This is a genomic window from Curtobacterium sp. ER1/6 (genome assembly GCF_001742745.1).
Taxonomy (GTDB): domain Bacteria; phylum Actinomycetota; class Actinomycetes; order Actinomycetales; family Microbacteriaceae; genus Curtobacterium; species Curtobacterium citri.
Genome location: NZ_MJAK01000005.1, coordinates 239,424 through 259,922, shown reverse-complemented (window position 1 = coordinate 259,922; position 20,499 = coordinate 239,424). Strand labels below are relative to the sequence as shown.

Annotated in this window: 18 protein-coding genes; 12 read left to right on the top strand and 6 right to left on the bottom strand. The window is 71.2% G+C overall.

Annotated elements, in window-relative coordinates; genetic code table 11:
- Positions 1–3: 3 nt before the first annotated feature.
- Complete coding sequence (locus tag Cus16_RS10345; protein WP_069712567.1) at positions 4–1,299, bottom strand: ABC transporter substrate-binding protein; 1,296 nt, start codon at positions 1,297–1,299, stop codon at positions 4–6.
- 158 nt (positions 1,300–1,457) lie between these two features.
- Between Cus16_RS10345 and Cus16_RS10340 the strand changes: the two genes are divergently transcribed.
- Positions 1,458–2,492 (top strand): LacI family DNA-binding transcriptional regulator, encoded by a 1,035-nt coding sequence (locus Cus16_RS10340; protein WP_069712566.1) that lies wholly within the window; start codon positions 1,458–1,460, stop codon positions 2,490–2,492.
- Positions 2,493–2,657: 165 nt separating this feature from the next.
- On the opposite strand, the gene Cus16_RS10335 is transcribed toward Cus16_RS10340, so the two are convergent.
- Positions 2,658–3,638 (bottom strand): AraC family transcriptional regulator, encoded by a 981-nt coding sequence (locus Cus16_RS10335; RefSeq protein ID WP_069712565.1) that lies wholly within the window; start codon positions 3,636–3,638, stop codon positions 2,658–2,660.
- Positions 3,639–3,759: 121 nt separating this feature from the next.
- Here Cus16_RS10335 and Cus16_RS10330 point away from each other — a divergent pair, with 121 nt between their 5' ends.
- Positions 3,760–4,206 (top strand): MarR family winged helix-turn-helix transcriptional regulator, encoded by a 447-nt coding sequence (locus Cus16_RS10330; RefSeq protein WP_069712564.1) that lies wholly within the window; start codon positions 3,760–3,762, stop codon positions 4,204–4,206.
- A gap of 162 nt (positions 4,207–4,368) precedes the next feature.
- Complete coding sequence (locus Cus16_RS16685) at positions 4,369–4,521, top strand: hypothetical protein (protein WP_182045501.1); 153 nt, start codon at positions 4,369–4,371, stop codon at positions 4,519–4,521.
- Positions 4,522–4,653: 132 nt separating this feature from the next.
- On the opposite strand, the gene Cus16_RS10325 is transcribed toward Cus16_RS16685, so the two are convergent.
- The 4 genes from Cus16_RS10325 to Cus16_RS10310 form a co-directional block, all read right to left on the bottom strand.
- Positions 4,654–5,502: a carbohydrate ABC transporter permease gene (locus Cus16_RS10325; RefSeq protein WP_069712563.1), complete on the bottom strand. Its 849-nt coding sequence runs from the start codon at positions 5,500–5,502 to the stop codon at positions 4,654–4,656.
- The gene (locus Cus16_RS10320) at positions 5,502–6,500 is read right to left on the bottom strand and encodes a carbohydrate ABC transporter permease (RefSeq protein ID WP_189319573.1); all 999 of its coding nucleotides are present in this window, start codon (positions 6,498–6,500) and stop codon (positions 5,502–5,504) included. Before Cus16_RS10320 ends, Cus16_RS10325 begins: the two co-directional genes overlap by 1 nt.
- A complete protein-coding gene (locus tag Cus16_RS10315; RefSeq protein ID WP_069712562.1) occupies positions 6,497–7,816 on the bottom strand; it encodes an ABC transporter substrate-binding protein in 1,320 nt (439 codons plus the stop codon). Before Cus16_RS10315 ends, Cus16_RS10320 begins: the two co-directional genes overlap by 4 nt.
- 206 nt (positions 7,817–8,022) lie before the next feature.
- Positions 8,023–9,042 (bottom strand): LacI family DNA-binding transcriptional regulator, encoded by a 1,020-nt coding sequence (locus Cus16_RS10310; RefSeq protein WP_189319572.1) that lies wholly within the window; start codon positions 9,040–9,042, stop codon positions 8,023–8,025.
- 242 nt (positions 9,043–9,284) lie between these two features.
- Here Cus16_RS10310 and Cus16_RS10305 point away from each other — a divergent pair, with 242 nt between their 5' ends.
- The 9 genes from Cus16_RS10305 (at position 9,285) to Cus16_RS17020 (ending at position 20,460) form a co-directional block, all read left to right on the top strand.
- A complete protein-coding gene (locus Cus16_RS10305; protein WP_069712561.1) occupies positions 9,285–10,535 on the top strand; it encodes an ABC transporter substrate-binding protein in 1,251 nt (416 codons plus the stop codon).
- Between the two features lie 65 nt (positions 10,536–10,600).
- A complete protein-coding gene (locus Cus16_RS10300) occupies positions 10,601–11,551 on the top strand; it encodes a carbohydrate ABC transporter permease (protein WP_411266607.1) in 951 nt (316 codons plus the stop codon).
- Positions 11,548–12,441, top strand: a complete 894-nt coding sequence (locus tag Cus16_RS10295) for a carbohydrate ABC transporter permease (protein WP_069712560.1) — start codon at positions 11,548–11,550, stop codon at positions 12,439–12,441. Before Cus16_RS10300 ends, Cus16_RS10295 begins: the two co-directional genes overlap by 4 nt.
- A gap of 50 nt (positions 12,442–12,491) precedes the next feature.
- Entirely contained in the window at positions 12,492–13,331 is an 840-nt protein-coding gene (locus tag Cus16_RS10290; protein ID WP_069712559.1) for a ThuA domain-containing protein, read from the top strand.
- Positions 13,328–14,455, top strand: coding sequence for a Gfo/Idh/MocA family protein (locus Cus16_RS10285; RefSeq protein WP_069712558.1), 1,128 nt, complete (start codon positions 13,328–13,330; stop codon positions 14,453–14,455). Before Cus16_RS10290 ends, Cus16_RS10285 begins: the two co-directional genes overlap by 4 nt.
- A 140-nt stretch (positions 14,456–14,595) precedes the next feature.
- On the top strand, positions 14,596–15,978 hold the full coding sequence (locus tag Cus16_RS10280) for a sensor histidine kinase (RefSeq protein ID WP_141718930.1): 1,383 nt from the start codon (positions 14,596–14,598) through the stop codon (positions 15,976–15,978).
- Complete coding sequence (locus tag Cus16_RS10275) at positions 15,975–16,589, top strand: response regulator (RefSeq protein ID WP_069712556.1); 615 nt, start codon at positions 15,975–15,977, stop codon at positions 16,587–16,589. Before Cus16_RS10280 ends, Cus16_RS10275 begins: the two co-directional genes overlap by 4 nt.
- 101 nt (positions 16,590–16,690) lie before the next feature.
- Positions 16,691–17,569 carry a hypothetical protein gene (locus Cus16_RS10270; RefSeq protein WP_069712555.1) on the top strand — a complete coding sequence of 293 codons (879 nt, stop codon included), beginning with the start codon at positions 16,691–16,693 and terminating at the stop codon, positions 17,567–17,569.
- Positions 17,570–17,979: 410 nt separating this feature from the next.
- Positions 17,980–20,460, top strand: coding sequence for a fibronectin type III domain-containing protein (locus Cus16_RS17020; protein WP_069712554.1), 2,481 nt, complete (start codon positions 17,980–17,982; stop codon positions 20,458–20,460).
- Positions 20,461–20,499: the final 39 nt, after the last annotated feature.

The following is a 20,499-nucleotide window of genomic DNA, read 5'->3' as shown; positions in this document are numbered from 1 at the left end:
GTGTCAGCCCTTCGCTGCTGCCTGGTTCACGGTCGACACGATGTCCGAGACGGACCCCTTGCCGGCGAGGAGGTTGACGACGCTGGTGTTGAGCGCGTTGCCGACGTTCTGGCCGTAGACGGTGTCGAGGTAGTTCGAGACGAACGGCGCCTTGTTGTACGCCTCGAGGACGCTCTTCAGGTACGGCTCGGTGACGACCGACTGGGCCGACTTGTTGGCGGGGATGGCGTTGAAGGCCTTGTAGTAGTTCTCCTGCACGTCCTTCTCGGTCATGTAGTTCAGGAAGTCCGTGCAGGCCTTCTTCGGGGCCTGCGCCGAGCAGGAGTACCCGTCGACGGCGCCCATCATCGAACCGGGAGCGCCCTTGCCGCCGGAGACCTCCGGGAACGGGAAGAAGCCGAGGTCGGGCAGCGGCTTGCCGTCCGGGGTGAGGGACGAGATCACGCCCGGGTCCCAGGCTCCCATGAGCTCCATGGCGGCCTTGTGGTTCGCGACGAGACCGGCGGAGCTGCCGGCGCCCTGCTGTGCGGCGGTGGTCAGGTAGCCGTCGTTGAAGGGCTTCGTGTCGAAGAAGTCCTTCGTGTCCTCGCCCGCCTGCTTCCAGCACGCGTTCGTGAACTTGAGGTCCTGCGCGGTCTTGTTGAGCACGCTCTCGGAGCAGGCGCGGAGCGCGAAGTTGTAGTACCAGTGCGCTGCCGGCCAGGCGTCCTTGGCACCCACGGCGACCGGCTGGATGCCGGCGTCCTTGAGCTTCTGGATGTCGGCGTTCAGCTCCTCCATCGTGGTCGGGGTGCCCTCGATGCCGGCCTGCTCGAAGAGGTCCTGGCTGTACCAGATGCCCTCGGGGTTGACGTCGACCGGCATGGCCCAGGTCTTGCCGTCCTGCTGGTAGCCCTTGAACGACCCGTCGCTGATCTGCGACTTCGCCGTCGACCCGATCGAGTCGGAGATGTCGAGGAGCTGGCCGGCGTTGACCATGGCGGACATCTTGCCGCCGCCGCGCTGCAGGAACACGTCGGGGGCGGAGCCCGAGTTGAGCGCGGTCTGGAGCTTGCCGTCCAGGTCCTCGTTCTGGATCGCCTGGACCTTGATCGTGACGTTCGGGTTCTTCGCCTCGAAGTCCTTGACCGTCTGGTCCCAGAAGGCCTTGCCCGGGCCGGTGGTGGAGTTGTGCCAGAAGGTCATCGAGACCTTCCCGCCGTCGCTCGAAGCGTCGCTGCCGGCGGAGCAGCCGGCTGCTGTGAGCGCGGTCGCCCCGATCAGCGCGATGGCTGCCGCGGCACGGATCTTCCTCGTCATCGTGGAACTCCTCGGTGTCGTCGTTGACGTTCGCGGCAGTCGATGCCGCTGCGGAGAGCGTGCCAGGTGCTGCACGGCCTTGTCAATCGTTATCGATAACGTTTTCTAACCGTGATCCGCGCACTGGCGGAAACCGTCTCCGGCGGTACGGTGTGCACATGGAGACCGTCGTCGACCACCCGCCCGGACCGGGCCGGGTCACGATCGCGGACGTCGCACGCGCCGCCGGCGTCTCGATCCCGACCGTCTCGAAGGTCGTCAACAACCGCGACGGGGTCGCTCCCGCGACCATGGTCCGTGTGCAGGAGGTCGTGGAGCGCCTCGGCTACGAGACGTCCCTGGTCGCCCGGAGCCTGCGGAGCTCCCGCACGAACGTCATCGGGATCCTCGTGCCCGAGTTCGAGCCGTTCTCGACCGAGCTCCTGCGTGGCGTGTCCGCCGCGACGATCGGCAGCGGGTACGAGCTCCTCGCCTACGCCGGGCTCGAGGCTGGCACCGGTCGCCCGGGGTGGGAGCGCCGGTCGCTGTCCCGCCTGTCCGGCACGCTCATCGACGGCGCCATCGTCGTCACGCCGTCCGCGGCACTCTCCGGGTCGTCGATCCCCGTCGTGGCCATCGACCCGCACACCGGTCCCGAGGGCCACGCGACGGTCGACACCGACAACGCCGCCGGCGCCCGTGACGCCGTCGAGCACCTGCTCGCGCTCGGGCACACCCGCATCGCCCACGTGCAGGGCCGCGGCGACCTCGCGTCGTCCCAGCTGCGCGAGACCGGCTTCCGCGAGGCCCTGTCCGCCGCCGGGGTCGCGGTCGACGAACGCCTGGTCCGTGCCGGTGACTACCAGGAGGAGCGGTCCGCGGCGGTCGCGCACGAGCTCCTCACGCTGCCCGACCGCCCGACCGCGGTGTTCGCCGCGAACGACTCGTCGGCCATCGGCGTGCTGCACGCCGCGGCGGCCCTCGGGCTCCGGGTGCCGGAGGACCTGTCGGTGGTCGGGTTCGACGACGTCCCGCAGGCCTCGACCACCACGCCGCCGCTCACGACCGTGGCGCAACCGCTCGCCGACATCGGTGCGAGTGCGGTCGCGATGCTCATGGCGATGCTCCGCGGCGAGCCGACGAGCGACCACGTGCGGCTGCGCTCGACGCTCCGGGTGCGGAGCAGCACGGCGCCAGCGCCCACGCTCGCCTGACGCGGGCGCGTGGTGCGGCACGGCGCGGCGCGCTCGGGAGTGGAACCACGCTTGCGACGTCGAACCACTTGCGACGCGTGGTTCGACGTCGGTTCCGTGGTTCGACACCCGCGGACCGATTCGCGCCCGCGCGCGCCCGCGCGGCGGACGCACGCCGCGCCCGCGTCAGCGCCGCAGCGTCTGCTTCGGGTACTCGCCGAAGCGCTCGGCGTACGACGCCGAGAACCGCCCGAGGTGTGCGAACCCCCACCGCCGAGCGACGTCGCCGACGGCACCGGCCTGCGGCCCCGCCTCGAGGAGCTCCTCGTGCACGCGGTCGAGCCGCACCTGCCGCAGGTACGTCAGCGGCGACACGTCGAACACGCGCCGGAACGACTCCTGCACCGAGCGGACGCTGAGCCCCGCCGCCTCGGAGAGGTCCACGATCGTGACCGGTTCGGCAGCGTGCGCGTGGATGTACTCCACCGCGGCGCGCAGCCGGGCGTTCCGGGGCTGCTCCAGGACGTCGGGCAACCCGCCCGTCTGCGGCGGGAACATGTCGAGGAAGACCTCGGCCGCGGTGACCTTCGCGTCCTGCCAGGCGTCCGAGTCCGGGCCGCCGATGCGCAGCGCACGCGAGAGCGCCGTCAGTGCCCCCTGCCACCGGTGGTGCACCGTCTCGGCAGCGCCACGGCGCGGGTCGAACCGCAGGGCGCTCCCGCCGTCGACGCGCGACGCGGCCACCCGGCGCACGAACTCGCGGTCGAAGTGCACGAGCCGCTGGTCGTAGTCGGCCGTGACGAACGAGAACTCCTCGTCGGCCGGGAACATCACCGGGACGTCCTGCTCCATCGGCCACCGCTCGCCGCGCATCTCGAGCTCGCCGGTCCCCGCGCTGATCCACGTCACCACGTAGTCGCCCCCGCCGGGCATGTGTCCGCGGATCTCGCCGTGCATCTGCGAGCGGCGGATGGTGACCTCGCTGTCGCCGATCGCCGTGTACCGGTAGTCGAACCGTCCGTTCGACGGCGCAGCACTCCACCGCTCCCCTGCGTAGACGCCACCGAGGTCGCGGACGGCAGCCTCGGGACGCGTGCCGGCGACCTCGAAGCGCACCGGTGCGATCGTCTCCTCGGCGCCGAACGCCTCGATCAGCGGGTCAGCCACGACGACCCCGTCCGGGCTCGATCATCCGCATTGCGCCATGGTTCGCGTTCTCCGGATACGGTTGCAGGGTGAGGGCGGCGTAACGTCGCGGACGACCGACACGCACCGGAGGGACGACCACGTGAGTGAGATCGACCTGACCGCGGCGCTCACCCGGCTCGAGGCGGCGATGGGCGCACTGCGTGGCCGGCTCCGCGAGCGGCTGTCCGTGTCGGGCTCCGACCTCACCGTGCTGCAGTTCGTCGCGCGGGCGGCCGCGGCCGAACGTCGCGTGCGGGTGAAGGACCTGGTGTCGCACCTCGGCCTCACGGGTCCGGCGATCACCGGCACGGTCGACCGTCTGGAACGGGCCGGGCACCTGTGCCGCGTCCCGAACCCGGACGACGGACGCAGCCGCTTCATCGAGCTGACGCCCGAGACGCAGCGTGCGTACGCCGTCGCGATGGACAGTACGAACGAGCATCTGCACGAGCTCCTGTCCTCCTTCTCCGAACGCGAGAGCGACCGGTACGTGCGGGTGATCGACCGCGTGGTCGAGGCGCTCGAGCACGGCGCTCCGACCCCTTGACGGCAGGGTACGGGCGGTCGAGGACCCCCCTCGGACGTTTGTCCAACAAGCGCAGTTAGGTAGATTCCCGATCTATCTGGCCGGACGTAGGGGGCACGAGCCCGTAGCGTCTCCGGTGGGTACCCCCGGTCGGGGGTGAGCAACAGGGAAACGGGAGGAACGATGGGTTCGTACCAGTCCGAACCGGGCATCGACCCGGTGCGCATCGAGACGTTCCGTCGCATGCGCAAGCGTTGGAAGTACGGCGAGCTGCAGGACGCCAACGGCCTGTACGCCGACTTCTTCACCGACACCGCCCGCGAGGGGCGGCACTGACGGCACCACGTCGGACCGGTCGCTGACGACGGCACCGGCAGACGGACGGGAGGCCCGTGGCGGGATCGCCACGGGCCTCCCGTCCCGTCGTGGGGCCGGTCCGGGACCCGCACCGGGTACCGGGACCGGGTGTCAGCCCTTCACCGCGCCCGAGGTCAGGCCCGACACGATCGACCGGCGGAACACCAGGACGAGGATGACGATCGGGATCGTCGCGGCGACACTGGCGGCGAAGATCTGCGCGAACGGGACGGTGAACTGCGTGCCGAACAGGGCGATGCCGACCGGGATCGTCCGGAACGAGTTCTCGCTGTTGAACGTCAGCGCCATGAGGAACTCGCTCCACGACGCCGTGAACGTGAACACGCCGACCGTGAAGAGCCCGGGCTTCGCCATCGGCAGGATCACCGACAGGACGGTGCGCCAGGCGCCGGCGCCGTCGATCTCGGACGCCTCCTCGATGGTCGACGGGATCCCCTGCAGGTAGTTCCGCATGATCCAGATCGCGAACGGCAGGTTGAACGCCACGTACGGGATGATCAGGCCCGGGTACGAGTTGAGCAGACCGAGGTTCCGCTCGAGCAGGTACAGCGGGGTCAGGACGGCGATCGCCGGGAAGACCGAGAGCATGAGCAGCGACGTCATGATCGCCGTGCGGCCCTTGATCCACCGACCGGCGAGGGCGTACCCGGCGAGGAAGGACAGCGCGAGCACGATCACGGTCGTCGACACCGACACGATCACGCTGTTCACCATGTACTGACCGAGCGCGTTGTCCCGGAAGGCCACCACGAAGTTGTCGAAGGTCAGCGATCGGGGCCAGATCGTCGGCGGCGACTGGGCGATCTCGGACGACGGCTTGAGCGACGTCGACACGAGCCAGTACAGCGGCAGCGCCGTGAGCACCGCGATGACGACACCGCTGACGTTCACGGTGTTGATCCACTTCCGCCAGCCCCTGCGGACACGTTGACGGGGCATCAGGCATCCCCTCCCTTCGCCTGGTTCCGGAACGCCCGCAGGAACAGCAGGCACCCGACGGCCACGATGACCGCGGTGCTCGTCGCGATCGCGGCGCCCGGTCCGATGTTGATGTCCTGGAAGAGCACCTTGTAACCCATGATCGCGAGCGACTGGGTGGTGGTGCCCGGCCCGCCGTTCGTCAGCACGAACGGCAGGTCGAAGACACCGAACGCCTGCAGCACGCGGAACAGCACCGCGATCGTCAGGGTCGGGGTCAGCTGCGGGACGACGACCCGCCAGAACGTCTGCCAGCCGTTCGCCCCGTCGAGCTCGGCGGCCTCGTACAGGTCCTCGGAGATCTGCACGAGACCGGCGAGCAGGATGATCGCCACGAAGGGCGTCGTCTTCCAGATGTCGGCCACCATGAGCCCGGTGATCGCCGGGACCGGTTCGCCGAGGATGACCGGTGCGTCGCCGAACAGGCCGAAGAACCACGTCGCGACGCCGTACGTCGAGTCGTAGATGTACTTCCAGAGCTGCGCGTTGACGATCGTCACGAGCGACCACGGCACGAGGAGCAGCGCGAGCATCCACCCGCGGGTGACCCCGAGCCGCTCGAGCACGAGGGCGACGAGCATGCCGAGCACGAGCTCGACCGACACCGTCACGACCGTGTAGAGCACCGTGAAGCCGAGCGCCCGGTACCAGTCGGCGCTCTGCAGCAGCGCCGCGTAGTTGCCGAGGCCGAAGCCCTGGATGCTGAACCCGTCGTAGCCGATCTCGACGTCCGCGAAGCTCAGGACGATCGAGTACACCACCGGGAAGATCGTGACCGCGGCGACGACCAGGAGCGCCGGGGCCGCGAAGCCCCACGCACCCCGCGCACGGATGCGCTCCATGCGCGACCGCCCCGTCGTCTGGCGGTACCCGTCGTGGCGACCCGCGCCTCCCGTCCGCCCCGCGCCCGTCGTCTGCGACCGCGTCGCTGCCGCACGCGTCTCGGTGCCGGCGCTCACAGCGCGTCACCCGTCAGGGCCAGCGAGATCGCCGAGGCCATCGCGCCGGTGCCGCCGTCGACCGAGGTCTGCCCGCCGAGGATGCTGTTGCCGTTCTGGTACACGCCCTGCGAGACCTTCGGGTAGTACGCCGTCGAGGTCGGGCGCGGCACGAGCGTGATGCCCGCCGCCGTGTCGTAGGTCGGGCGCTGCTGCCGCTTCGCGTCGGCGCTCACGAGGGACGCGGACCGGGCCGGCAGGACGCCGCCCTCTCGGGTGAGGAACTGCTGCGCCGTCTCGCTCGACATCCAGGCCGCGAAGGTCAGGGCGGCAGCGGGCTGCTGCGTGTGCGGGTTGATGTAGTTGCCCCACCCGCCGATCGTCGAGTGGTTGTCCTGCATGCCGTCGAAGGTCGGCCGGGCGGCGAGCCCGACCTTGCCGGCGACCGCGGAGTCCGGACCGTTCGCGATGCCCCACGCGTACGACCAGTTGCGGAGGAACGCCGCGCGCCCGCCCGAGAAGGCGTCGTTCGTGTCCTGCTCCTGGTAGGTCAGGGTGGCCCGGGGGCTGGCGCCGTCGGTGATGAGCGACCGCATGAACTCGAACGCGCGTTTCGTCTCGGAGCTCGTCGTCTCGGGCTTCGTCAGGTCGTCGTTGAGGAGCGAGCCGCCGGCGTCCGCGACGAACTCGGTGACGTTGCAGGTCAGCCCCTCGTACACGTCGCCCTGGAACGCGAAGCCGTAGTCGACGTCCCCGGTGTCCACGAGCTTCGCGGCGGTGTCCTTGACCTCCTCCCACGACCGCGGCACCTGGAGACCGTGCTTGTCGAGCAGGTCCTTCCGGTACAGGAAGAACGACTCGTCGATGTAGAGCGGGAACATGTAGTACGTGCCGTCGACGCTCGCCGCCAGACGGAGGCCCTCGGGGAACTGCTCGAAGAAGTCCTCGCCCACGAGCTGGTTCACCGGGGTCGCGAGCTTGTTCTTCGCGAACTGCCCCGGCCAGGCGACGTCGCCGAGGTAGACGTCGGGCGTGGGGCTGCCGGCGGCGATCTGCGTCGTCAGGCTCGTCCGGTTCGTGTCCGTGTCGCTCGGCGCGCTGACGATCCGGACGCGGATGTTCGGGTGCTCCTTCTGGAACTCCGCGATGAGCCGCCGGCGGAGGTCCCCGCCGTCCTTCGAGGCGATCTGCCCGGCCCACCAGCTGATCGTGACGTCGCCCTCCGGCGGGTCCGTCGGCCACTGGTCGACGGTCGTGCGCTCGGGTCGGGTGGAGCAGCCGGCGAGCAGCAGCACCCCCGCGCCCCCGAGCAGGAAGAGTCTGCGGTCGATGGCCATGCGTCCTCCTCGACGAGGGGTGCGGCGGTGCACCCGGCGTACCTGTCCGTCCACCCTGGCAAGCGAGCCTGAGTGCACGCACAGGTGCGGTGCGGCGCCGGCGCGGGCCGGGTGCGGTGCACGAGTCTCGGCCAGGCGGACACTTTCGCGGGGCGCGTGCCACGAAAGTGTCCGCAGCGGCGAGCCTCGCGCGGCGCGTCAGCGCGTCAGCGCGTGGGCGCGGTGGCCGTCGACTCGGCGGGGCGCAGCTCGCACGGCAGCAGGAAGTGCGGGAGCTCGGCCGAAGTGCTGTCGAGCTGGTCGATCAGGGCGTCGGCCGCGCGGACGCCGAGCTCGCGACCCGGGGCGATCATCACCGAGAGCCGCGGGTGGTGCTGGTCGCCGGCCGCGGCGGAGGACGCGATGCTCAGGACCGAGACGTCGTCGGGTACGCGGCGCCCGGCGGCGTACATCCCGACCAGGAGCCCGGCCGCCGAGTCGTCCTTCATCACGAGCACGGCGGTGACGTCCGGGTCGGCGTCGAGGAGTTCGCGCGCGGCCTCGCGTCCGCCGTCGCTGCCGGGACCGGCGTACACGACGGTGCCGGTGCAGCCCCGGTCGACCACGGAGCGCCGGAAGGTGTCCTCGACCCGGAGGTGCGGGGCGTACCCGGCCATCGGCGTGCCCTCGAGGTTCTCGAGCACCAGTCCGAAACGACGGTGCCCGAGGCCCTGCAGGTGGTCGAGGCCGTCCTCGATCGTGGTCTCGAAGTCGATGTCGACGAACGGCAGTGCGGTGCTGTCCCGCGTCCGGCCGATCAGGGTGAAGGGCACGCCGAGGTCGGCGAGCTTGACCACCCGGGGGTCCTCCATCCGCACCTCCATGAGGACCACGCCGTCGACGAGCCCGCCGGAGACGAGGTCGTCGAGGTCCTCCCCCGCCGGGTCCACGGGCCAGAGCACCAGGTGGTACCCGCGCTCGGATGCCCGCTCGGCGGCGCTCATGAAGAAGTCGGACGTGGTGGAGCTGAAGCGGTTGCCGGTCGTCGGGAAGAGCAGCGCGACGATGCGGGTCCGCCGGCTCGCGAGCGCCCGTGCGACGACGTTCCCCCGGAACTTCAGCTCGCGCATGGCCGCGGTCACCTTGGCGGTCGTCGCGGGGGTGACGTACTTCGTGCCGTTCACGACGAAGGACACCGTCGCGATGGAGACGCCCGCGCGGTCGGCCACCTGCTGCATCGTCGCCATCACGCCTCCTCGAGCGGTCGGACCGTCGCCGGGGCGGTCGGGACGCCGTCACGGTGACGCAACGGACGCGTCGCGGCACCACCGCGACGAGATGAGCATATCCCTCGGACGGATCCAGAAAAGCGCTTTACAGGTGAAGCGCTTTTCTGTTAGCTTCTCGCCCCAGGACCACCGCGACGACGACGTCAGTGGAGTCGTCGCACCGCGTCCTCCCCCGCAAACGCGAAGAGAAGAGCAGTGCAATGAAGCCTGGTTCCCGCTCCACGTCCCGCAGGACCCGCGCCCTCGTCGGCGCCGTGGCAGTCGCCGCGACGGTCCCCCTCGTCCTGGCCGGCTGCTCCGGCTCCGGGAACGCCTCGTCGTCCGGCGGCGGCGGCGGCGGCGGCGGCAAGACCCTCACGATCGAGGACTACTACGACGCGAACTACGACCCCGTGTACCAGCAGTGCGCGAAGGACGTCGGCGTCGAGGTGAAGATCAACCACGTCGCCGGTGCGGGTCTCATCTCGAAGGTGCTGCAGCAGGCGTCCTCGCGGACCCTGCCCGACGTCCTCATGCTCGACAACCCCGACGTCCAGCAGATCGCCTCGTCCGGGGCGCTCTCCGACCTGTCCGACTACGGCCTCGACGCGGACGACGACGTCCCCGGCGTCAAGGGCGCGAACACGTTCGAGGGCAAGCTCTACGGCCTGCAGCCGAACACGAACTCGATCGCGCTGTACTACAACAAGAAGCTGCTCGCGGACGCCGGTGTCCAGCCGCCGAAGACGTGGGACGAGCTCAAGACCGCCGCGAAGACGCTGACGAAGGGGTCGACCTACGGCTTCGCGATGAGCAACATCAACACCTACGAGGGCACCTGGCAGTTCCTGCCCTTCTTCTGGTCCAACGGCGGCGACGAGAAGGACATCGCCACGCCGGAGGCGGCGCAGGCGCTCCAGCTCGTGCAGGACCTGCAGGCCGACGGCTCGATGTCGAAGAGCTCGATCAACTGGGCGCAGGCCGACGTCAACAACCAGTTCATCGCGGGCAAGGCCGCGATGATGATCAACGGCCCGTGGCAGCTGCCGGCGCTGAAGAAGGCGAAGGACCTGCAGTTCGACAGCGTCCCGATCCCGACCCGCACCGGCTCGGAGACCGTCGCCCCGCTCGGCGGCGAGGCGTTCACCGTCCCGCAGACCGGCGACAAGGACAAGATGCAGCTCGCCGGCAAGTTCGTCGGGTGCCTGAACAGCGACAAGATGCAGGCCGTCCTGGCCGGCGTCAGCGGCAACGTGCCGACCAACATCGAGGTCGGCAAGGCCTGGGCGAAGGACCACGCCGACGTCGCCTCGTTCGTCACCACGGTGCAGACCGCCCGCGCCCGCACCGGTGAGCTCGGCCCGGACTGGCCCAAGGCCGCCACGAAGATCTACACCGCCGTCCAGCTCGCGCTGACCGGCAAGGCCGACCCCGAGCAGGCGCTCGAGCAGGCGCAGTCGCAGAACCAGTAGCGGAAACGGGAGGAGCCGGTCCGCACGACCGGCTCCTCCCGTCCCCAGACGCAAAGGACCTGACATTGAGCGCCTCGACACAGATCCGGCCCCGGGCGACCACGCCCGCGGCCCCCGTCCGCCCGGGACAGCGCCGCGCGCGGCTCCGCTCCGGCTTCACCCGTTGGTTGTTCGTCGTCCCGGCGGCGGTCTTCGTCGCCGTGTTCTTCGGCTACCCGGTCGTCAAGAACGTCGTGATGTCGTTCCAGGACTACACGACCAAGACCTTCTTCACCGGCGAGGCGCCCTGGGTGGGCTTCGCCAACTACGTCTCGGTCTTCTCGAGCAGCGTGTTCACGACGAGCGTCGTCAACACCGCCCTGTTCACGGCCGGCTCCATCGTGCTGCAGTTCGTCCTCGGGCTCGGCCTCGCACTGTTCTTCCGTCGGCACTTCCCGCTGTCCGGCTTCCTCCGCGGCCTGCTGCTCCTGCCCTGGCTGCTGCCCCTCATCGCGTCGAGCGCGGTGTGGAAGTGGCTCCTCGACCAGGACAGCGGCGCCCTCAACCAGCTGCTCGGGGTCGTCGGCATCGGCCCGGTGCCGTGGCTGGTCAGCCCGAGCCTCGCCCTCATCGCCGTGATCGGCGTGAACGTCTGGCTCGGGATCCCCTTCAACACGACGATCCTCTACAGCGGCCTGCAGTCCGTGCCGCCGGAGCTCTACGAGGCGGGTGCCCTCGACGGCGCCACCGGGTTCAAGGCCTTCTGGTACATCACCTGGCCGAGCATCCGGTCGGTCGTGAGCGTGGTGATCGTGCTCGGGGTCGTCTACACGCTGAAGGTGGTCGACATCATCCTCGGCCTGACCGGCGGCGGCCCGGCGAACTCCACCCAGACGCTCGCCACGAACGCGTACCACCAGTCGTTCATCAACTTCCAGTTCGGCATCGGAGCCGCGGTGAGCAACGTGCTCATCGTCGTCTCGTTCGTCTTCGCGATGATCTACATCGCGATCTCCAGGAAGGCGGTCGACGAATGAGCGTCGGACTCGCGAGCAGCACCGTCACGGCCACCAGGGCCATCACGACCCGTCGACGCGGCGAGCGCACCCGTCGCCCGCGCGGCTCGGTGAAGGGCCTGCCGTTCACCGTCCTCGGGATCGTGTTCCTCGCGATCATGATCTTCCCCGTCTACTGGATGGTGAACACGAGCCTGCAGGCCACCTCGGGCGCCGCGACCGCCACCTGGTTCCCGTGGAACCCGACCTTCGCCGGCTACCAGGCGGCGTTCGCCCAGCAGGGGCAGAACTTCGTCTCGAGCATGATCATCGGGCTCGGCACCGTGGTCCTGACGCTCGCCGTCGCCACCCCGGCGGCGTACGGTCTGGCGCGCTTCAGGATGCGCGGCACGAGGACGCTGCTGCTCGTCCTGCTCGTCACGCAGATGGTCCCCGGCATCGTGATCGCGAACGCGCTGTACACGCTGTTCAACAACGTCGGGCTGCTCAACAGCTACCTCGGCCTGATCCTCGCCGACAGCGCCGTGCAGGTCCCCTTCGCGATCCTGCTCATGCGGGCGTTCATGGAGTCGATCCCGCCGAGCCTGGTCGAGGCGGCGCTGGTCGACGGCGCGAACGACCTCCGGGCCTTCGTGTCGATCGTCCTGCCGATCAGCCGCAACGCGATCGTCACGGCGGCGCTGTTCACGTTCCTCGGCGCCTGGGGCGACTTCCTCATCGCCCTCACCCTGACGTCCACCGACGCCGTCCGTCCGATCACCCTCGGCATCTACAACTACATCGGGTCGAACGTCACCGACTGGGGGCCCGTGATGGCGACCAGCGTCCTGGCGTCCCTCCCCGCCGCGGTCCTCCTCATCGTCGCCCAGCGCTACATCTCCGCGGGTGCGCTCGGCGGTGCCGTCAAGTGACGACGCCACCGCACACGACCCCCGCACCCTCCGAGCCAGAAAGGCCCACCATGACCAGCACCCCCCTCCGCGTCACCGTCTGGGGCGAGAACGTCCACGAGCAGGTCGAGCCGCACGTCGCCGAGCGGTACCCGGACGGCATGCACGGCGCGATCGCCGACGGCATCCGCGAGAACCTCCCGGACGCCGTCGTCCGCACCGCGACCATGCAGGAGCCCGAGCACGGCCTGACCGACGCCGTGCTCGCCGAGACCGACGTCCTGACCTGGTGGGGGCACGCCGCCCACGCCGACGTCGACGACGCCGTGGTCGACCGCGTCCACAAGCACGTGCTGTCCGGCATGGGGCTCGTGGTCCTGCACTCCGGCCACTGGTCGAAGATCTTCGGCAAGCTGATGGGCACCACCTGCACGCTGCGCTGGCGGAGCGAGCACGACCAGGAGCTCGTCTGGACGGTCGACCCGCAGCACCCGATCACCCGCGGTGTCCCGAACCCGATCGTCATCCCCGAGCAGGAGATGTACGGCGAGTACTTCGACGTGCCGACGCCCGACGAGCTGGTCTTCATCTCGGGGTTCACCGGCGGCGAGGTGTTCCGGAGCGGCATGACGTACCGCCGCGGGCTCGGGAAGATCTTCTACTTCTCCCCCGGCGACCAGGACTTCCCCGTGTACCACCACCCCGACGTCCGTCGGGTCGTCGCCAACGGCGCGGAGTGGGCCCGTCCGGAGCGGGAGCGCGAGCTGCCGACGCTCCGCCGCTACGACCTCGGCGAGTACTTCGACGGCCAGCACTACCGCGGTCCGTTCGACGACGCCCCCGAGGACGAGGCGACCACCGACGCGCCCGAGGACGCGGCAGCCACCGAGACCGTCGAGGCCCGCGCATGACCGACCACGCCCCGCTGCGGGTCGTGCAGGTCGGCGCCGGCGGGATGGGCCGGGCCTGGCTCAGCACCGTCGCGGCGGACCCGGACGTCGAGCTCGTCGGCGTCGTCGACCTCGACCTCGACGCCGCACGCGCGGGGGCCGAGCTGGCCGGGGCGCCGTCGATCCCGGTCGGCCGCGACCTGCCGGCGCTCCTCGCCGACACCGGTGCCGAGGCCGTCCTCGACATCACCGTCCCCGTCGCCCACCACCCCGTCACGATGGACGCCCTGCACGCCGGCCTGCCGGTGCTCGGCGAGAAGCCCGCCGCGCAGACCGTCGCCGAGGCCCTGTCCCTGGCGGCGGCCGCCGAGGCGACCGGACAGCTCTTCATGGTGTCCCAGTCACGCCGGTACAACGACCAGCTCGTCGCGTTCCGGCAGCACGTCCGGGCGCTCGGGGCGGTCGGCGGCCTCAACACGCGCTTCGCGAAGGCCCCGCACTTCGGCGGCTTCCGCGAGGAGATGGACGACGTCCTGCTCCTCGACATGGCGATCCACGCGTTCGACTCGGCACGCTACGTGCTCGACCGGGACCCGGTGTCCGTCTACTGCGAGTCGTGGAACCCGTCGTGGTCCTGGTACCGCGGGGACGCGAACGCGGCAGCGGTCTTCACGTTCGAGGACGACGTCCGGTACGTCTACGACGGTTCGTGGTGCGCGCCCGGCGACGAGACCTCGTGGAACGGCGACTGGCGGGCGACCGGCGCGGCCGGCTCCGCGGTGTGGGACGGCGACCACGACCCGTCGAGCGTCGTCGACGGCGCACCTGGTGCCCCGGCCGCGGCACCGGGCGTCGGGACGGAGATCGCCGGGTCGCTGGCGTCGTTCGTCCGGGCGGTCCGCACCGGGGTCGTCCCCGACGGCGAGGTCCACGGCAACGTGATGAGCCTGGTGATGGTCGACGCCGCCATCGCGTCGGCGCGGTCCGGGCAGCGGGTCGTGGTCGACGACGTGCTCGAGCAGGCGCACGCCACGGCGCTCGAGGTCGAACGCGAAGACGCCGTCCGGGAGCGGCTCGCGGCGTGGACGTCGGTGCGGCAGGCGCTCGCGTCCATCCACGCAGCGGACCGCGCGACGGCGGCCTGAGACGAGCGGCCTCCGGACCCGATCCGGGACGGACGGGAGGCGCGGTGCCGGCTGGCACCGCGCCTCCCGTCCGTCTCGTGGTCCGGTCCCGTGGTCCCGTCCCGTCGGGGCACGAGCAGCGCTCGGGTTACGGTTGCTCCGTGCACGGACAACGGTCGTCGGACAGCGGGAACAGCGGGACGCCCCCGGCACCCCTCGTGCTCGTCGCAGCCGACCCGCGCCGCCGCACCGGTCGCACCCCCTGGCGTCGCGTGCTGGTCGGCGTCGTCCTCGCCGCGCTCGTCGGCGGTGCCGCCGTGGCGACCGTCGGCACGCTCGTGTCACAGCGGGTCGCGGAGTCGTTCGCGGTGCGCGACGCGACCGCCGACACCGCGGCCCTCGCCCGGATCGTCGTCGAACCCGCGCTCACCGACACCGTCGCCGACCCCGCGGCGAGCGCCACCGACCGTGCCGCCGCACGCGCGCGACTCGACGACGCCCTCGCCGGCCAGGTCAGCGCCGGGTCGACCGTCCGGATGAAGCTCTGGTCGGCCGACGGCACGGTGCTGTGGTCCGACGAGCCGCGGCTGGTCGGCGAGCGCTTCCCGCTGTCCGACGAGGACCTCGAGGCGCTGCGCACCGACCGCTCCGACGCCGAGGTGTCCGAGCTCGAGGGGGCGGAGAACCGGTACGAGCGGGGCCACGGCCCGCTGCTCGAGGCGTACCAGGCCGTGCACACGCCCTCCGGCGAAGCGCTGCTCTTCGAGGCGTACCGCCCGTACGGCGAGGTGATCGCCCGCGCCGCCGACCTGCGCGGCGCGTTCGCCGCCCTGGCCTTCGGCACGGTCGGCGTGGTGCTGGTGCTGCTCGTACCGATGCTGCTGTGGCTGCTCGTCCGGATCCGGTCCGGCCAGCGGCAGCGCGAACGCCTGCTCGGACGCGCACTGGACGCCGAGGTCGCCGAGCGGCGCCGACTCGCCCGCGAGCTGCACGACGGTCCCGTGCAGGACGTCGCGGGGCTCGCGCTGTCCCTCGGGTCGGTGCCCGAGACCCGGGCGGCCGCGACGACCCTCCGTGCCGCCGTGTCCTCGCTCCGCACCTCGATGTCGACGATCCGTCCGGCCGCACCCGAACGCGACGGCCTCCGCGCGGCGCTCGACGACGCGTGCGCACGGGCCCGCGGCGCGGGGACGGTGACCGTGGTGGACGTCCCCGACACGGTCGCGGCGTCGCCGGCGGCCATGACGGCCGCCGTCCGCTTCGTCCGCGAGGCCGTCTGGAACGCGGCGCAGCACGCCCGCGCGAACCGGATCGACGTCCGGGTGCGGGTGGACGGCCCGGACCTGCGGCTGACCGTCGCCGACGACGGGACCGGCTTCGAGCCGGACCTCCTCGACGCACCGTCGCGGCCGGGACACCTCGGGACGACGCTGCTGCGCGAGGTCGCCGAGGACACCGGCGGATCGCTCGTGCTCCGGACCGCGCCGGGTGCCGGCACGACCTGGCAGCTGACGGTGCCCGCCGAGACGGAGGCCCTGCGATGAGGGTCCTGCTCGTCGACGACCACGCCCTGGTCCGGCAGGGGTTGCGGGCCGTGCTCGGCACGACCGACGACTGCACGGTGGTGGGCGAGGCGGCGACCGGCGAGGAGGCGGTCGAACGCGCCGCCGAGACCGCACCGGACGTGGTGGTGATGGACCTGTCGATGCCGGGCGAGGGCGGGGTCGCCGCGACCGCGCGCCTCCGGACCGCGATGCCCGCCGTGCGGGTGCTCGTGCTCACCACCTTCTCGGACGACCGCCGCGTGCGCGACGCCCTGGCGGCCGGCGCCACCGGGTACCTGCTCAAGGACGCCGCGCCGGACGAGGTCGTCGCCGCCGTGCGGGCCGCCGCGCGCGACGAGACCCCGATCGACCCCCGGGTCGCCCGGGCGCTCCTGCCCGGAGCGGCACCGCGGGAGGACGGCCCGGAGCTGCCGCCGCGGGAGCGCGACGTGCTGGTGCGCATCGCGCGGGGCCTGTCGAACCGGCAGATCGCGACCGAGCTCGGGATCGCCGAGCGGACCGTGAAGGTGCACGTCGGCTCGCTCTTCCGACGCATCGGGGTCGCGGACCGGACGAGCGCCGCCCTGTGGGCCCGCGACCACGGCTGGTGACCGGGTACTAGTACCAAGGTCCGATGGTGCCCGCGCGGCGCTGCGGCGACGATCGTTCCCAGGGACGCTCCGTCCCGCACCGTCGCCCTCAGGAGGCACACATGCACACCCAGCGCTCCCGACGCCGCTCCGCCGGCATCGCCGCGGTCGTCGCGCTCGGCGCCGTCGCCGCAGCAGCCCTCGTCGGGGTCTCCCCCGCGAACGCGTCCGGCAAGACCTCGACCGGCGGGGACTACGCCGTCACCGTCAACGGCACCACGACGAACCCCGCGGTGGGCAAGGACTTCAAGCTCAAGGACGTCGCCGTCTCCGGCACCATCGCGGTCCGCGGGAAGCACAACGGCTTCGACATCCGCGTCGCCGACCTCGGCGTCTACGACTACACGCTCACGGGTGCCCCGGACTCGCAGCGGATGGTGACGAAGCCGACCGTGGTGTTCGCGTCGAAGGTCCCGTCGCTCACGGCCGCGCAGCTCGCCGGCACGAAGCTGTCCTCGCTCGAGGTCCGCGACGACACGCTCGTCGCGATCTTCGGCACCGGAGCGGGCAAGTACAAGATCCAGGCGAAGGACGGTGCGCAGGGCGGCATCTTCCAGATGGAGACCGAGTTCGCGCAGCCGGTGACGTTCACGCACACCCTCGGCGCCGGCCTGTTCTACTTCGCGAACCCGTACACGGGGAAGATCAACTTCGGCGACGGCGTCGCGGCGGTGTCCTCGGGCAGCGACGCGCACCAGATGCTCCTCGGGAAGGACAGCCCGCAGGTCGCGACGAAGACCTCGCAGACCGCGACCACCACGACCTGGACCGTGCAGCCCGGCGGACGCCTCGGCGGCGTGCTCGGCGAGGACGCGGTCGAGCTCTCGCAGGGCGCGACGAACTGCACGAGCGACTGCCAGGCGCAGAACCAGATCCGCGGCTCGCTGCCGGTCCCGCCGGACCCGGTGGACCCGCAGCCGCTGGGGACCACGTCGCGCTGACGCGACCGTGAGACGGACGGGAGGCTCCCCACCGGCACGGCCGCCCCGCCGCTGGCGCGTCGGTGCGGAACCGGCGGCGTGGGCCCAGGTGCCGGCTGGCACCGCGCCTCCCGTCCGTCTGTGCGCCCGGTCCCGCCCGCCCGTGCGCTGGTGCACCCGTGCGCCCCCGCGCGCCGGGCGGGACCGGGCGTACCGGGCAGGAACGGGCGCACATGGTCGGCCAGGATCACCAGGTACACCCGATCCTGCTTGCCACCGCGGGCGTTATGGGAAGGAACGGGCGGACGCGGCCTCGGAGGCTGAGCGGGCTGACAGTTCCGCCTGCGTACGACCGCTGGAAACCTGTACGTCACCTCAGCCGGGTCGGATGTCCACGGCCCCCACGAGGGGGTCTCGACGACAAGGACACCATGACCCCGCAGCACCCCGCACGACGGCGGCGCACCGCACGAACGGTCGGAGCCGCCACCGCGGCCCTCGCCGCGATCGCCGCCACCACGATGATCGGCTCCGTCCCCGCCGCCTCCGCCGAGGAGGCACCGCTCGTCACCTCGGCGACCACCGAGTGGCAGTACCTGGAGGACGGGTCCGACCCCGCCGCCGGGCAGACCGACCGCACCGCCTGGACGACGGGCGCGCTGCCCACGGGCGACTGGAAGACCGCGAAGGGGTCGTTCGGTGCCAAGAACGGCGCGGCGACCGGCATGGGCGGCGGCCACGCCGTCGACACGCTGCTCAAGCAGTACCTCGCGGACGGCAAGGACGTCCCGACGTTCTTCTTCCGGACCTCGTTCGAGGCCGACGCGACCGACCTCGCCGCGTGGAAGTCGCTCACCGCCGAGGTCGTGTACGACGACGCGCTCGTCGTGTACGTGAACGGCACGAAGGTGGCCGGCTTCGAGGACGGCGGCGTCACGCAGAACGTGCAGTACGCCGGCGACAACGGGTCGGACCCGGACACCAGCACCTTCTCGGTCGACGCCGCGCTCCTGCACGAGGGTGCCAACGACATCGCGGTCGCGCTGTACCAGGGCCGTTCGAACAGTTCCGACGTCTACTTCGACATGCCGTCCCTGACCCCGGTGGACGCTGCGCGGCCCGCGACGATATCCGACGTCGTGATGACGATCGGCGCCGACGCCTCCTCGCGGAACCTCGCCTGGTACTCCGACTCGGCAGCGGCGGAGGGCGCGCAGGTCGTCCCCGCGGCGAATCTCGTCGACGGCGCCTTCCCGACGGCCGGCGTCACCGAGGTCGCCAGCACCTCGGGCACCGCCACCGACGGGCAGCAGTACCACCACGCCACGCTCGCCGGCCTCGCGCCGTCGAGCGAGTACGCGTACCGCGTCGGCAGCGACACCGATGGCTGGAGCCCGGTGACCACGTTCCGCACCGGTGACGGCGACGGCGACTACTCGTTCCTGTTCATCGGCGACGCCCAGATCGGTGCGTCCGGCAACGCGGCCTCGGACACCGCCGGTTGGAACGACACGCTCGACGTCGCCGAGCGCGCCTTCCCCGACTCGGAGATGGTGTTCTCCGCCGGCGACCAGGTGAACACGGCCTCGAACGAGGCGCAGTACGAGGGCTTCCTCTCGCCCGACCAGCTGCAGCGCATCCCGCTCGTGACGAACATCGGCAACCACGACGTCGCGAGCCTGGCCTACGAGCAGCACTTCAACCTGCCGAACGTCAGCGCCGAGCACGGCAAGCCCGACGCCGTACGCGCTGGCGGCGACTACTGGTTCGTCTACGGCGACACGCTCTACATCTCGTTCAACTCGAACGACATGGACGACGCCGGCCACGCGGAGTTCGCGCGGAAGGTGCTCGCCGAGCACGGTGACGAGGCCCGCTGGAAGGTCGTCACGTTCCACCACTCGGTCTACAGCACGGCCTCGCACGCCGACGACTCGGACATCATCACGCGTCGCGCCGACCTGCCGCCGGCACTGAGCGCGCTCGACGTGGACCTGGTGCTCATGGGCCACGACCACGTGTACGTCCGCAGCTACCTCATGAGCGGCACCACCCCGACCGGTTCCGGTGAGCCGGCCGCCGAGGTCACGCCGTCGGGCGACGAGGTGCTCTACGTGACGGCCAACTCGTCGTCGGGCAGCAAGTACTACGACATCAAGCCGGGTCCGTTCGACTTCGCGGCGGTGCAGAACCAGGAGTACACGCCGAACTTCACCAACGTCGAGGTCTCGGGCGACTCCATCGCGATGACGACGTACCGGTCGGAGGACCTGTCGGTGGTGGACGCGGTGACGCTGCAGAAGCCGGCCGAGCCGACGGACCCGTCCGAGCCGTCCGACCCGGGCACCGGCCCGACGGATCCGGGCACGGACCCGTCCGAGCCGACCGATCCGGGCACCGAGCCCACCGAGCCCGGTGAGCCCGGCGTGGACCCGTCCGCTCCGGCCGAGCCCGGTGACGAGCCGACCGTTCCGGCCGACGACGCTCCCGTCGCCGCCGACCTGTCGACCCTGACGGAGGCGACGCACACGTTGCGGGTGGACGCCGTCGACGTCGAGGCCGGCACCGTCACCGTCACCGTCCCCCGCGCCCTGGCCGGCATCCCGTTCGACTGGTTCGTACACTCGGACGCGGAGTACCTCGGTGAGCTCGCGAGTGACGACGACGGCGTGCTGACGCTGCAGCTGCCGGTCGACCTCGCGTCCGGCACGCACACCCTCGTCGCCCAGCGCACCGACGGCAGCGTCGCCACGTGGGCCACGTTCGCGTTCGTGATCGACCCGGTCACCGGTCAGCCGACCGGCGAGCTCGCCTTCACCGGTGCCGACGTCCTGCCGCTCGCCGCGGGCAGTGCCCTGGCGATCGCCGCCGGGCTCGGCATCGCCCTGGCTGCCCGCCGCCGGCGCGTCTGACGCGACCACCCACGGGAGGCACGGTGCGGGTCGGACCCG